This is a genomic window from Flavobacterium branchiarum, from assembly GCF_030409845.1.
Classification (GTDB): Bacteria; Bacteroidota; Bacteroidia; order Flavobacteriales; family Flavobacteriaceae; genus Flavobacterium; species Flavobacterium branchiarum.
In genome coordinates this window covers 2017079-2030030 of the sequence record NZ_JAUFQQ010000005.1, presented here as the reverse complement: position 1 = coordinate 2030030, position 12952 = coordinate 2017079, and the positions used below count along the sequence as shown (strand labels likewise).

General features: G+C 33.2%; 11 protein-coding genes. 2 read left to right on the top strand and 9 right to left on the bottom strand.

Annotation, left to right across the window (positions count from 1 at the left end; genetic code table 11):
• Positions 1–37: 37 nt before the first annotated feature.
• The 6 genes from QWY99_RS20780 to hemB all read right to left on the bottom strand — a co-directional run bounded on the left by QWY99_RS20780 (position 38) and on the right by hemB (position 6926).
• Entirely contained in the window at positions 38–1477 is a 1440-nt protein-coding gene (locus QWY99_RS20780; protein ID WP_290267678.1) for a nucleoside recognition domain-containing protein, read from the bottom strand.
• A gap of 109 nt (positions 1478–1586) precedes the next feature.
• Positions 1587–2663 (bottom strand): winged helix DNA-binding domain-containing protein, encoded by a 1077-nt coding sequence (locus tag QWY99_RS20775; RefSeq protein WP_290267675.1) that lies wholly within the window; start codon positions 2661–2663, stop codon positions 1587–1589.
• 1227 nt (positions 2664–3890) lie between these two features.
• Positions 3891–4604, bottom strand: a complete 714-nt coding sequence (locus QWY99_RS20770) for a 3'-5' exonuclease (RefSeq protein ID WP_290267673.1) — start codon at positions 4602–4604, stop codon at positions 3891–3893.
• Positions 4605–4818: 214 nt separating this feature from the next.
• A complete protein-coding gene (locus tag QWY99_RS20765) occupies positions 4819–5295 on the bottom strand; it encodes a methylated-DNA--[protein]-cysteine S-methyltransferase (RefSeq protein ID WP_290267671.1) in 477 nt (158 codons plus the stop codon).
• A 238-nt stretch (positions 5296–5533) separates the two neighbouring features.
• On the bottom strand, positions 5534–5932 hold the full coding sequence (locus QWY99_RS20760) for a c-type cytochrome (protein ID WP_290267669.1): 399 nt from the start codon (positions 5930–5932) through the stop codon (positions 5534–5536).
• Position 5933: 1 nt separating this feature from the next.
• Positions 5934–6926 carry a porphobilinogen synthase gene (hemB, locus tag QWY99_RS20755; protein WP_290267667.1) on the bottom strand — a complete coding sequence of 331 codons (993 nt, stop codon included), beginning with the start codon at positions 6924–6926 and terminating at the stop codon, positions 5934–5936.
• A gap of 229 nt (positions 6927–7155) precedes the next feature.
• Here hemB and QWY99_RS20750 point away from each other — a divergent pair, with 229 nt between their 5' ends.
• Together QWY99_RS20750 and QWY99_RS20745 are read left to right on the top strand one after the other, a co-directional pair.
• On the top strand, positions 7156–7788 hold the full coding sequence (locus QWY99_RS20750) for a hypothetical protein (protein WP_290267665.1): 633 nt from the start codon (positions 7156–7158) through the stop codon (positions 7786–7788).
• Between the two features lie 5 nt (positions 7789–7793).
• Entirely contained in the window at positions 7794–9605 is a 1812-nt protein-coding gene (locus QWY99_RS20745; protein ID WP_290267664.1) for a hypothetical protein, read from the top strand.
• Positions 9606–9657: 52 nt separating this feature from the next.
• Here QWY99_RS20745 and QWY99_RS20740 read toward each other — a convergent pair whose 3' ends face one another.
• From QWY99_RS20740 to hemF, 3 genes are all read right to left on the bottom strand, one after another.
• Entirely contained in the window at positions 9658–10602 is a 945-nt protein-coding gene (locus tag QWY99_RS20740) for a DUF4421 family protein (RefSeq protein ID WP_290267661.1), read from the bottom strand.
• A gap of 65 nt (positions 10603–10667) precedes the next feature.
• On the bottom strand, positions 10668–11126 hold the full coding sequence (tnpA, locus tag QWY99_RS20735) for an IS200/IS605 family transposase (RefSeq protein WP_290267659.1): 459 nt from the start codon (positions 11124–11126) through the stop codon (positions 10668–10670).
• 812 nt (positions 11127–11938) lie between these two features.
• A complete protein-coding gene (hemF, locus tag QWY99_RS20730; protein ID WP_290267658.1) occupies positions 11939–12844 on the bottom strand; it encodes an oxygen-dependent coproporphyrinogen oxidase in 906 nt (301 codons plus the stop codon).
• Positions 12845–12952: the final 108 nt, after the last annotated feature.

Here is a 12952-nt window from a genome sequence, read left to right as displayed (position 1 = left end):
TTTTATATTTTTATAGTTTATAATTTAAATTTGTATTCTAAAAAAACCAACTTGCCACAAATATAGCTGTAATCACACAAATTACATCTACTAAAAGCATCGTTCCTAAAGCGTAGCGGGTATTTTTTATGTTCACAGAACCAAAGTAAACTGCAATTACATAAAAAGTACTTTCGGCACTACATTGAAAAATACTACTCAATCTTCCAGTCATAGAATCTGCTCCAAAAGTATTCATTGAATCTATAAGGAATCCACGTGACCCTGCTGAACTGAAAGGACGAAGCATTGCCACTGGTAATGCATCTGTGATTTCTTTACTCACACCCATATTGGAGAAAATAAAAGCAATCCAATGACTAATAATTTCAAATAAACCACTGTTTCTGAATAAGGATATAGCAACTAACATTCCTAAAACATAAGGAAATATAGTAACTCCTGTTTTAACTCCATTATTTGCTCCTACCACAAATGCGTCAAAAACAGTTGTGTCTGCCGCGATAAATTTTTTCTCATGTCTAAGTGAGAAAACCAATGTAAACCCAATGATTGCAAATAATATTAATCCCGAAAGATTTGATGTAAAGAAGTTTTTACCGATTAGATCTAAACTATTTACATAAAATAAAAGCCCAACAATTCCAGCAATCATAACCATCAAGCCTAAAACTAAAGAAGCACTTTTGAAATTAATTTTTTGTTTTACTCCAACTATTAAAAAAGCTGCAATTGTCCCGATAAAAGAGGTAATAATACAAGGCAACATTACATCGGCTGGATTTGTTGCACCAGCTGCAGCACGATACCCAATGATAGACGTTGCAATTAATGTAAGTCCTGACGCATGCAAACACATAAACATAATCTGCGCATCACTGGCTTTATCTTTGTCTGGATTAATTTCCTGGAGACTTTCCATGGCTTTAAGTCCAAATGGTGTAGCAGCAGAATCTAATCCCAAGAAATTTGCAGCAAAATTTAAAGTCATATAAGAAATAGAAGGATGATTTTTTGGAATACTTGGAAACACTTTTACAAATACTGGACTCAAGCCTTTAGCTAGTTTTCCCGAGGCACCGGAAATGATTAAAAGCTCCATCAATCCGCAGAAAAAAGCCAAATAAGCAATAAGCGGTAATATTAAATCGACTAAAGTACTTTTACATGTAGGTAATAATCCGTCTGATTTTTGAACACCACTAAAGATCTTTACGGTTTTGTTTTTATATACATAGGTCGTATCAGCATTTGATGCGTCATAATTGATAATTATGGTTTGATCTGGAGCATTCTTGATACTATCTCTAACAAAAGCAGGGATTTGATCGATATATTTTTCTGAGATTAAAATAGGCTCGTCTTTCTTACCATTCAATACATAATCAATAGTATATGTATTACCAGTAAACAAACTGATTACGATAAAAGCAATTGACGAAATAAAAATAGCTAACCAGAATCTACTTAATACCATAATTATAATTTTTTGTAAATGTAATTATTTAGCCATAATATGCACAATCATTTTACTTACCAAAAGAGAAGTATTTGTTTGAAATCTGCTATTTCACTAAAAAAGCATCTTATTCGATAACAATTTTAGTTTCTAAGTAACTCTCAAATGGAGTAATAGCTTTTAAAACAAGGTTCTTTTTATCATCAGATATCGTTTCAAAAAAATTGGTTTCTATCTTTGTATGCTCCTTTTTTAGCGCTCGTTTCCATGTTCCAATAACTTTTTCGTCTTCGATTATTATTGGCCAAAAGATACCATTGTTTGTGAAAGCGTTGGCTTGATGCTCTTTGGCAATGGTGATTTCTCGAGTTTTATAGGAGATTAAAATCTCATCAAAAGAAGGAAGAAAATGAATGCTTTTGGGAGTACTAATTTCTGAAGGAAGTCCTTTTTTAAACCAATACTTTTTACCATCTAATTCAATGGAATCTAGTTCTGATTCTACTGATTGAATAGCCAGTTTTGCTGTTGTAGCAGGAAAACCAGACCACCAAGTAAAATCTATTACTGTTGCTGGTCCGTGGCTTTCAAAATATCGCTTTGCGAGTTTTGCGAGTCCTTCTTCTTTGGTTAGTTTGGTATTTCTTCTTGGAACTTTTTCTTCTAGCAATGAATACGTTAACTGCTTCCCTTTCATTTTTCCGTTACACACTAAACCATCTAGTTCTGCATTCATCATGAAGATGGTACTATTGAAAAAACCTTCTCCCGAATTTTTCTTAACATCCAATTCTTGCATGATTTCATCGCGAGTCAGCGAATTGTTCCCTGCTAATATTTTTTCGATTGATGAATTGACTTTATCCAATTTTTTCTGGTCAAAACCATTTTTTTTAGCTGCCGAAAGAACTATCTTTTTTACCTGTGGTCCCGAAACATCTAGCATCCAGTATATATCTTCATCTGAAACGAAATGCCAAGTTGGACGTAAAATATGTGTTCGGATAATTTTACCTGAATTAATAGCTTCTTCTATGCTTTTTTCTGAAGCATCACATCGCGAACCAATTGCCCATTTTGCCATTGCATAGTCTTGCGCCTGCATAGCTCCTAAATGTTTTACAATTTCTTGTGGTTCATGAAAATCTGTCTTCAGTATTTTTTGTGAAGCCATTCTCAAAAACGCTATTTCTGGATGTGTCATTTTTTTAATTTTGTTAAAACAAATGGGGCATATAAATTCACTTAAATCTTTTTAATTAAGCTATTTAGAAAGATAGTTTGTTTTTTAGTCGTTTCTCGCTAAAACGCAAAGTTTTTCTTTGTTTGTATTTTAACTTTAAACCTTTGAAACTTTGAACCTCTTTTTAATTGGTTCTCGCAAAGACGCTAAATCGCAAAGTCTTTCTTTGTTTGTATTTTAACTTTAAACCTTTGCCCCTCTGAAACTTTAAACCTCTGCTCCTTTGAACCTCTTTTTAATTGGTTCTCGCAAAGACGCTAAATCGCAAAGTTTTTCTTTGTTTGTATTTTAACTTTAAACCTTTGCCCCTCTGAAACTTTAAACCTCTGCTCCTTTGAACCTCTTTTTAATTGGTTCTCGCAAAGACGCTAAATCGCAAAGTTTTTCTTTGTTTGTATTTTAACTTTAAACCTTTGCCCCTCTGAAACTTTAAACCTCTGCTCCTTTGAACCTCTTTTTAATTGGTTCTCGCAAAGACGCTAAATCGCAAAGTTTTTCTTTGTTTGTATTTTAACTTTAAACCTTTGCCTCTCTGAAACTTTAAACCTCTGCTCCTTTGAACCTCTTTTTAATTGGTTCTCGCAAAGACGCTAAATCGCAAAGTTTTTCTTTGTTTGTATTTTAACTTTAAACCTTTGCCCCTCTGAAACTTTAAACCTCTGCTCCTTTGAACCTCTTTTTAATTGGTTCTCGCAAAGACGCTAAATCGCAAAGTTTTTCTTTGTTTGTATTTTAACTTTAAACCTTTGCCCCTCTGAAACTTTAAACCTCTGCTCCTCTGAAACTTTAAACCTCTGCTCCTTTGAACCTCTTTTTAATTGGTTCTCGCAAAGACGCTAAATCGCAAAGTTTTTCTTTGTTTGTATTTTAACTTTAAACCTTTGCCCCTCTGAAACTTTAAACCTCTGCTCCTTTGAACCTCTATTTATTGGGTTCTCGCAAAGACGCTAAATCGCAAAGTTTTTCTTTGTTTGTATTTTAACTTTGAACCTCTGAAACTTTGAACCTCTATTTATTGGATTCTCGCAAAGACGCTAAAACGCTAAGCTTTTTTGTTTGCTATTTATCTTTGAGCTTTTGTTCCTCTGCTCCTTTACGCCTTGAAACTCTGCATCTCTGAGCCTTTGCTCCTCTGAACCTTTACTTCTTTGAAACTTTGAAACTTTGAACCTCTGCAACTAACAAAAGCTAAACATGTATTATCTCGTCCTCTATCAATAAATCTTCACGTCGTAAGCGAAGGAATATTTGCGCAACAGCAATGGTATCTTTTTCGCAATAGGTTACGATTCTATCGATATCTTTCTCTACATAAAAAACATGTCCGACCTGACTTCCGTCTATATCACCTTTTGGCGAAGGGATTCCGAGGATTTTTGTCAATAATTTTAAGGACGTAAAATGCTTATAATCACCAAATTTCCACAATTCAAGTGTATCTAAATGAGGAACTTCCCATGGTTTTTTTCCAAATAGATTCAGCTTGTCTGGAATAGCAATTTGGTTGATAATCATTCGTCTGGCAATAAACGGAATATCGAATTCCTTCGCGTTATGCCCGCACAAAACATGGTACGGTTTGTTGTAATGATTATTCAAGAGATTATTGAAGTCTTTCAGAATTTTCACCTCATCTCCAAAAAATGAAGTGACTCTAAAATTTCGGACATCTCCTTTGATGGTAAAATAACCAACTGAAATACAAACAATTTTACCAAACTCTGCCCAAATTCCTGCTCGGTCATAAAACTCTTCGGCTGTGAAATCTTCTTTTCGCTGATATTGTGTTTTATGTTCCCAGAGTTCTTTCATCTCATCATCGAGTTCTCCAAAATCGGCTGTTTCGGGAACGGTTTCTATATCTAGAAAAAGGATGTTGTTTAGATTTAATTTTTCAATCATTATTTTGTTTTTTAGACAGCTTCCGCTTTTAGACGTCTTAGATTCCTTAGATTGTTAGACTTGTTAGATCCTACAAGACTTTAGAAATCTCTATGGAAACTAAATTTAATCCTTATTCTTCACTCTTTTCTCTTTATTCTTTATTCTTTCCTCTTTATTCTTTCCCCTTTATTCTTTCCCCTTTATTCTTTCCTCTTTATTCTTTAAGCACCAACTAAAATAAACTTTGCTGTTTTATTGGATTTTCATGATCTAGTAACCATTTCTTTCGCCATAATCCTCCGGCGTATCCTGTTAGTGATCCGTCGGTTCCTATTACGCGATGGCACGGAACAACGATCCAAAGCGGATTTTTTCCATTTGCTGATGCAACTGCTCGAATTGCTTTTACATCACCTAGCTTTTTGGACAACTCTAAGTAGCTCATTGTTTTGCCATAAGGTATTTCAAGCAATCCTTTCCAAACGCGTTGTTGAAAGTCTGTTCCTTTGGGATTTAGTTTAAAATCAAAATCGGTTCTTTTACCCAAAAAGTAGTCGTTTAATTGCGTTACAGCTTCTTGCAACTCTGTTGCGATTGCTTCGGGAACCTCATTATCACCTGTGTTACTGACCGTAATCTCTGAGATTCCGTTTTCATCTCCAACAATTTTGGTGATTCCTAGTGGGGAATTGATATATGCTATTTCCATTTTATAAAAGTAAAAAAATAATAGCAGAGATTTACAACAAAGCAGTTATTCATCCTAGATTGGTGATTTGTTACAAGTGATTTCTTGTTTATCAAAAAGACAAAATGGGCTAAAACTGTTGTAAAGTAAAAAACCATTCGCGAATACGAATGGTTTTATTTTTAGCCCTGATAATAGCGGCATCCTTTATGTTTTTTCTTTAAAAACATAAAGATATAGCGAATAGCAGGATTAGCTTCTATTTTATAAAACTAAAGAAATATGTTTCGATTGCTTTAAGTTCTTCGTCGGACATGGCTTGTGTTACTGGAAAATTTGTTTTCATAACTTCAAACTGACTTGGATCAACAATTGGATCTCCATTTCCTTTAAGAAACGCAACCATATCAGCATTTTTGTCTTTGTATATTTTAGCAATTTCTTTGATGCTTGGACCAATAACTTTTTGATCTTCTTGATGACAAGCAAAGCAATTACCCTTCCCTTCAAAAATTGTTTTTCCTAATTCAACGGGGGTCTGAACTGCTGCAGATTCACTCGCTTCAATTGGCATTCCTGAATTATCTATGTTTATTTTTTCTTCTTTTTTACACGAAGTAAACGCAAGTAGTGCAAATGCAAATAATGTGTTTTTCATATTATTTGTTTAGTATTACCGCAGCTTCTTTGGCAAAATAAGTTGAGATTATACTCGCTCCTGCTCTCTTAATGCAATACAGTTGCTCGATCATAATTTTATCATGATCTAGCCACCCTCTTTCTGCAGCTGCCTTAACCATAGCGTATTCGCCCGAAACTTGGTAAACTGCCACTGGAACATGAACTGCATTTTTTACCTCACGAACAATATCTAGATATGCCATTCCTGGTTTTACCATTACGATATCGGCACCTTCTTCTACATCTAACAATGCTTCGCGAATTCCTTCAATTCGGTTGGCATAATCCATTTGGTATGTTTTTTTGTCTTTTGGAACTTCTTGTTGATCTACTGGTGCAGAATCTAAAGCATCACGGAATGGGCCGTAAAATGCCGAAGCGTATTTAGCACTATAGCTCATGATTCCTACATTGTGATGTCCGTTTTCTTCTAATGCTTTTCTGATAGCCAGAACACGACCGTCCATCATATCACTTGGTGCTACAAAATCGGCTCCTGCCTCGGCATGACTTAAACTCATTCGAGTTAGCGCATCTACCGTTGCATCATTTATAACTTGTCCTCTTTCGATTATTCCATCATGTCCGTAAATTGAATAAGGATCAAGTGCTACATCTGGCATTACAATCATTTCTGGAACTGCATCTTTTATGGCACGGATGCTTTGTTGCATTAATCCGTCTTTGTTCCAAGATTCAACCCCTTTATTGTCTTTAAGGTTCTCACTTACTTTTACATAAAGATTTACTGCTTTTATACCAAGTGCCCAAGCTTCTTTTACTTCTTTAATGGTATTGTCTAACGAATGACGGTAGATTCCTGGCATTGATGGGATTTCGATTTTTACATCTTTTCCTTCTGCAATAAACATTGGAAGCATAAAATCGTTTGGACTTAGGGTAGTTTCACGAACTAAAGAGCGAATAGATTCATTAGTTCTTAAACGGCGGTTTCTTTGTAGTGGGAACATATATGATTTTTATATTTTTTAAGAAGAACGCTAATGCAAAAAAAGCTTCGCATCCGTTTTAAAGTTGAAATTAAAATTGTCACGCAAAGTTACAGAAAAATCAACGTAATAAGGCTTTTAGCACCGTTTAGAAAGCGTTAATATTATCTAAAATTTACTGTTTTGCAAATATTCTCTAAGAATCTTCTTATATCATGGTTTTTTAAATATTAAGATTTAAATTTGCCAAATGAAGAAATTTCTCGCTTTATGCTGTTGTTTTCTCTTAACAGGCTGTTTTGAGATAACAGAAAGAATCAAACACCATGATAATCAAAGTGGTGAATACACTCTGATGGTTGATTTTTCGAAATCATGGTTTAAGACAAGATCGGCTATTTGGCTCGAAGAAGTTGATGGTGTAAAAATCCCAAATGAACAGGAAATCACTAAGAAGCTAGCCAATTTTAAAGCCAAAGCTTTAAAAATTGACGGAATTACAGACGTGAACACCAAAACAGATTTCCAGAATTATATCTTCATTATCAAACTGAATTATGCGAATTTAAAAGCACTCAATGCTGTTGTAAATACTATCAACAACCAAAGCGATCAAATACACTTTAGCAGTAGTGCAAAAGGTTTTGAAAGAATTGCTTCTTATCCTGTTCCTGAAAACTTGGTAAAAGACCAAAAGAAAAAGCAAGATTTGGAACAAGCAAATATCATTGCTATTTATACTTTTGACCGCGATATTGCAACGTTTGATAATCCGAACTGTAAAATTTCTAAAAATAAAAAGACCGTTTTTTTAAAACAAAGCATGTACAGCGTACTTAAAAAATCGTCTTTAATGAACAATACAATCCAATTAATTCCTTAGTTACTATGAAGCATTTTTTTACCTGTTTAATTCTATTAACCTCTTTTTTAGTTAATAGCCAAACCAATACAAAGCCATACGATTATTTCATACAGTTTAATGGCGACCAACTTTCTAAAAAAGTAAATATTACAGATGTATTAAACCACTCTTTAATCAACAAATATGCACAAGGCAAACCTGATTTTGACGTTAAACAATATGCTAGTCTTTTTAGATTAGACCAAAAAATGAGCGTTAATGGGAATTTTACTGATAGCATTCCATATTATCAAGTTACAATTCCGATTAAGAGTAGAAATGACATTAAAAAGTTTATGGAAGAGCTAAATGCCAAAAAAGTAGCCGATTCATTACCAACTGCTACAATCGTAGATTTTCCGTTATACAGCCTTCTAACTACTGATGACAAAAGAAATTCTTTGGCATGGAATGACAACTATTTAGTAATTGTAGGGTTTACTAAAAAATATACTTCGAATTTATTTAACACGTCTGAATTTCAAGAAGAAATAGCTGTTGATGAAGCACCAATCGAAGATGTTCAACTTGAAGAACCGCTGATAGAAGAAGAACCTACTCAAATACTACCTCAAGAAGTTACTGAGGAAGCCATCTCATATAGAACGGATGATTATTATAAAAAATACGACCAAGAGCGTCAAGCTTTTGACAGCTTACAAGCGATACAAAGAAATGAGTTTATTAAATCTCTTTTTGAGAAAGGTTTTACTGCTCCATCTTCTGACAAGATAAATGCTACTTCAGCTATTTCTTCTTGGATAAATTACAATTCGGCAATGTCTTCGTTTTACGATGCTTATGCAAGCCTTGCACAGTTTAGCAGTTATAATAAATTTTTCCCTGGACAGAAAAGCTTAGGGAATTTTGTAAAAGGTATAAATCTGGATTTTTATTTTGACAATGATAATGCCCGCGTAGAAGAGGTTATTGAATACTCTAAGCCTTTAGCGGACATTATGAATAAAATAACTAATAGAAAAATCAATAAAAACATTTACAGCTATTTCCCAAACAATAAACCTTTGGGATATATGACGTACCATATCAATACAAAAGAAGCATTAAAAAACATTCCTGCTTTTACATCTGAAATTTTAAACAATATAGCTTTCGTAAAAGACGATGTTACTATTGTTACCGATTTAATTTCGACTATTGTCGATGAAGAGGCAACTGCGACTCTTTTTGATGGTGATTTAAGCCTGTTTTTACACGATGTTAAGAAAGTTGAAGTACTGACTAAATCATACGAGTACGATGATAATTACGAGCAAACTGAAGTTGAAAAAATGGAAACCAAATCTATTCCTCTTTTCACTATGGTATTTACCTCAACACATCCAACGTTTGGTGACAAGCTATTACAATTAGGAATCCGTAAAAAATTTCTAGTACAAAAAGGAGATTATTATGAGATTACTGGAACTCAAGGGAAATATGGTGACTTATTTATCATTAAAGATAAAGATGTTATAGTAATTGGAAATAGCCATGAATACTTTAATACCAATAATGGTTCGTTTGTAAAAGAGGTTAAAAAGGATTTAAAGCAAAGTTACTTTTTAGGAAAAGTGAATATCCCTGAAGCTTCAAGAGCTTATAGCGAAGAAACAAAAAATACAAATTCTAAGAAATTTGAGCAATTTGCTACTCAGTTTAGCGATATTACGCTTCAATCTTCAAAAAAACTGATTGATAATAAGTTGAAATTTGAATTGAGATTAAACTCATTGAAAACAAACAAAAATATTATTTTACAAACGTTAGACTTTATTGAGGAGCTTGGAAAATAGCCTCAATTTGTATCTAAAAAAGGGTAGTCATTTTAAAATGACTGCCCTTTTTTTATAATCCTGTTTTTTGATTTATTGTATCATAAATTTCAGCCACCTTTTTAGGAGCATTAAATCGATACCCTGCTGTAATTTTTATAGTAGAAATAGTATCGTTTAAACCAATACTAGCCGTTTGGCTCTGAATAAAATTTGTGTAGTTTACATTCATAAACACGAAAAAAGAATCTGAATTATATCCTGTTTTCAAACTTGAATCGACTTCATAAAGTAGTTTCGTATCTCCATCAGTAATGTTGATACCCGCCCCAATAGACAATCCCGCAGCAACTAAAACATGTTTTCCCAAAACCAGATTGTAGAAATAAGAGGGTGCCAATGAAAACAGATATGTATCCCCGTCTATCCTATCAGCAGCTGACCTGTATTTGAGATTCGTATAATAAGCTGAAAAATTAGGGATAAAACTTCCAGCACTTTGAGTTTGCCATTCGTTTTGACTAGCAACTGTTCTGTATGAGAATTTTTTATTAAAAACATAAGATGTTGTACCTCCTATTTTTAATGATCGAAAACCAGGGAAAGCAATATTTATATCATCTTGGCTAACATAGAATCCGTTTTGATAAAAATAAGTAACACTTTGCATCCACTGCTTGTGGTATACTCTGGCATTAAAATTTAAAAGCCTTGAATCGGTATTATCTTTATTAGCATTTAAGAATTTTGGAGAAAAACCCAATGATAAATCCACAAACTTAAACGAAAGTGCTCCGCCTAATTGTTCTTTCCGATTCGGAATTAAATCCAATGTTTTTGTTCCTTCGCCCGGAACTGAATAAACAATCTGAAAATTATTTGATGTATCTAGATAATAAATACTTGCTGTTACTTTGTCATCATATGATTTAAAATAGGAATTTTGAAAGGAATCTTTCTGAGCGTAACACCCAGAGAATCCCACAAAAAAAACAATATAAATCAGTTTTAGATCCATTTCATTTTTTATAAACGTTTATCCTAGTATCAGTTAAAGCTTCAGCTAAGCAGTATATTTTGTAATTAAATCTCTTTAAACAAATATTCGCTCTTAAAATCAACATCAAATAGTTTTAGAAATTCAATATATTCATCTTTAAAAGTTTTCACTTTATGATGCTCCTCTTGATTACGAATGTAATTTATAACATTTGTTAGTTGAGAATGACTATATGAAAATGCACCAAATCCAGTTTGCCATTCAAACTTTCCATTAATCCACTTTTTATCATTTATAAATTTAGACGAATTGGCTTTAATATCTCTTACCAAATCCGATAAAGATTTATCAGGTTTTAATCCAACCAAAATATGAATATGATCAGACACGCCATTAATAGCAATTAGTTTCTGCCCTTTGTTTGTAACTATTACTGTAATGTATTTATAAATTTCATCCTTCCTTTTTTTGGAAATTAAATTTTGTCTGCCTTTAACAGCAAAAACAATATGAACGTATAATTGAGAATAGGTGTTTGCCATGTTATCTTTTGTTTATAAAATGTTTATTTTTGAAATAATAAACTTACAAAATAAAAACATATAATCTATAAATATTTCGCACCTATAAAACTAAAACACAAACCAACAAACATTTATACATACAACAATCAATAAATATCCCATCCCGAAGGGATTAATAAAATAAACATGATATATCAATCTATAAATATACCGCCCTGATGGGGCTATTTCAAACTAGCAACTACATATAAATACAATAAATTAATATTCTATAAAGATTACATCCCGATGGGATTAATAAAATAAACATGATATATCAATCTATAAATATACCGCCCCGATGGGGCTATTTCAAACTAGCAACTACATATAAATACAACAAATTAATATTCTATAAAGATTACATCCCGATGGGATTAATAAAATAAACATGATATATCAATCTATAAATATACCGCCCTGATGGGGCTATTTCAAACTAGTGAATATCCACGAATGAAATAGCCATAATCTATAGCTTCAGAGAAGCATAATATCCATAGAATTAATAAAATCAATATGTTAAAGCTCCAGAGGAGCGAATATAGATATTAAACAATAACCCAGTGAGAACAATACAAACTAGCAAATACCATTAAATAGAACATATTAATCTATAGCTCCAGAGGAGCATAATGTTTATAAATTAATGTGATTGCAAATTGAAGCTCCAGGGGAGCGATATATATTAAACAACAACCCGATTAAAACAATACAAACTAGCAAATACAATTAAATAGAACATATTAATCTATAGCTCCAGAGGAGCGATATATTTCACAATTTAAAGCCTAACCAATCCAATCAACTGGGTTTTCCAACACATTTACTAATTGCTCCTCCGCACTTCCTGCTTCTGGGTGATGATCATAAACCCATTGCACATGCGGTGGTAAACTCATCAAGATACTTTCGATTCGACCATTGGTTCTTAGTCCGAACAAAGTTCCTTTATCATGAACCAAATTAAACTCGACATAACGACCACGGCGAATCTCTTGCCATGTTCTCTGTTCGTCTGTATATGATAATGCTTTTCTTTTTTCAACAATTGGAACATAAGCTTCTAGAAAACTATCTCCTACTTCGGTAACAAAATTATACCAATCCTGCATACTCATTTCGTCTGTAGCCTTGCAATAATCAAAGAACAATCCTCCAATTCCTCGGGCTTCATTACGATGTGCATTCCAAAAATAAGCATCACATTGTTTTTTATATTTTGGATAAAACGCTGGATTATGCTTATCACAAGCAGTTTTACAAGTCTGATGAAAATGTTTAGCATCTTCTTCAAACAAATAGTAAGGTGTTAAATCTTGTCCTCCACCAAACCATTGCTGAATCACATTTCCTTCTTCATCATACATTTCAAAATAACGCCAATTAGCATGAACCGTAGGAACCATAGGGTTTTTAGGATGCAAAACTAAACTTAGTCCACAAGCAAAAAAATCCGCTTCGCCTACATTGAACATCTTTTGCATCGCTTCGGGTAATTTACCATGAACTGCCGATATATTGACTCCTCCTTTTTCAAAAACAGCTCCATTCTCGATTACTCGCGTTCTTCCGCCTCCACCTTCTGGACGTTCCCAAATGTCTTCGCGAAATTTAGCCTGTCCATCTACTGCTTCTAATCCTGATACAATAGTATCTTGAAGGCTTTGTATGTATTTATAAAATTGTTCTTTCATTTAAATAATCTGATTTAAGCAATCCAGAATAAACTGTATTTTTTAATATGTCTTCTCCATTTCTGAATTCGTCACCTAAAATTCTCAGGAAGGGTATTTTGGATTCTT

Excerpts from the sequence above, each read along its gene's own strand:
- QWY99_RS20770 (WP_290267673.1), bottom strand. The coding sequence starts at position 4,604 with ATGATTGAAAAATTAAATCTAAACAACATCCTTTTTCTAGATATAGAA.
- tnpA (WP_290267659.1), bottom strand. The coding sequence starts at position 11,126 with ATGGCAAACACCTATTCTCAATTATACGTTCATATTGTTTTTGCTGTT.
- QWY99_RS20775 (WP_290267675.1), bottom strand. The coding sequence starts at position 2,663 with ATGACACATCCAGAAATAGCGTTTTTGAGAATGGCTTCACAAAAAATA.
- hemF (WP_290267658.1), bottom strand. The coding sequence starts at position 12,844 with ATGAAAGAACAATTTTATAAATACATACAAAGCCTTCAAGATACTATT.
- QWY99_RS20760 (WP_290267669.1), bottom strand. The coding sequence starts at position 5,932 with ATGAAAAACACATTATTTGCATTTGCACTACTTGCGTTTACTTCGTGT.
- hemB (WP_290267667.1), bottom strand. The coding sequence starts at position 6,926 with ATGTTCCCACTACAAAGAAACCGCCGTTTAAGAACTAATGAATCTATT.
- QWY99_RS20740 (WP_290267661.1), bottom strand. The coding sequence starts at position 10,602 with ATGGATCTAAAACTGATTTATATTGTTTTTTTTGTGGGATTCTCTGGG.
- QWY99_RS20780 (WP_290267678.1), bottom strand. The coding sequence starts at position 1,477 with ATGGTATTAAGTAGATTCTGGTTAGCTATTTTTATTTCGTCAATTGCT.
- QWY99_RS20750 (WP_290267665.1), top strand. The coding sequence starts at position 7,156 with ATGAAGAAATTTCTCGCTTTATGCTGTTGTTTTCTCTTAACAGGCTGT.
- QWY99_RS20745 (WP_290267664.1), top strand. The coding sequence starts at position 7,794 with ATGAAGCATTTTTTTACCTGTTTAATTCTATTAACCTCTTTTTTAGTT.
- QWY99_RS20765 (WP_290267671.1), bottom strand. The coding sequence starts at position 5,295 with ATGGAAATAGCATATATCAATTCCCCACTAGGAATCACCAAAATTGTT.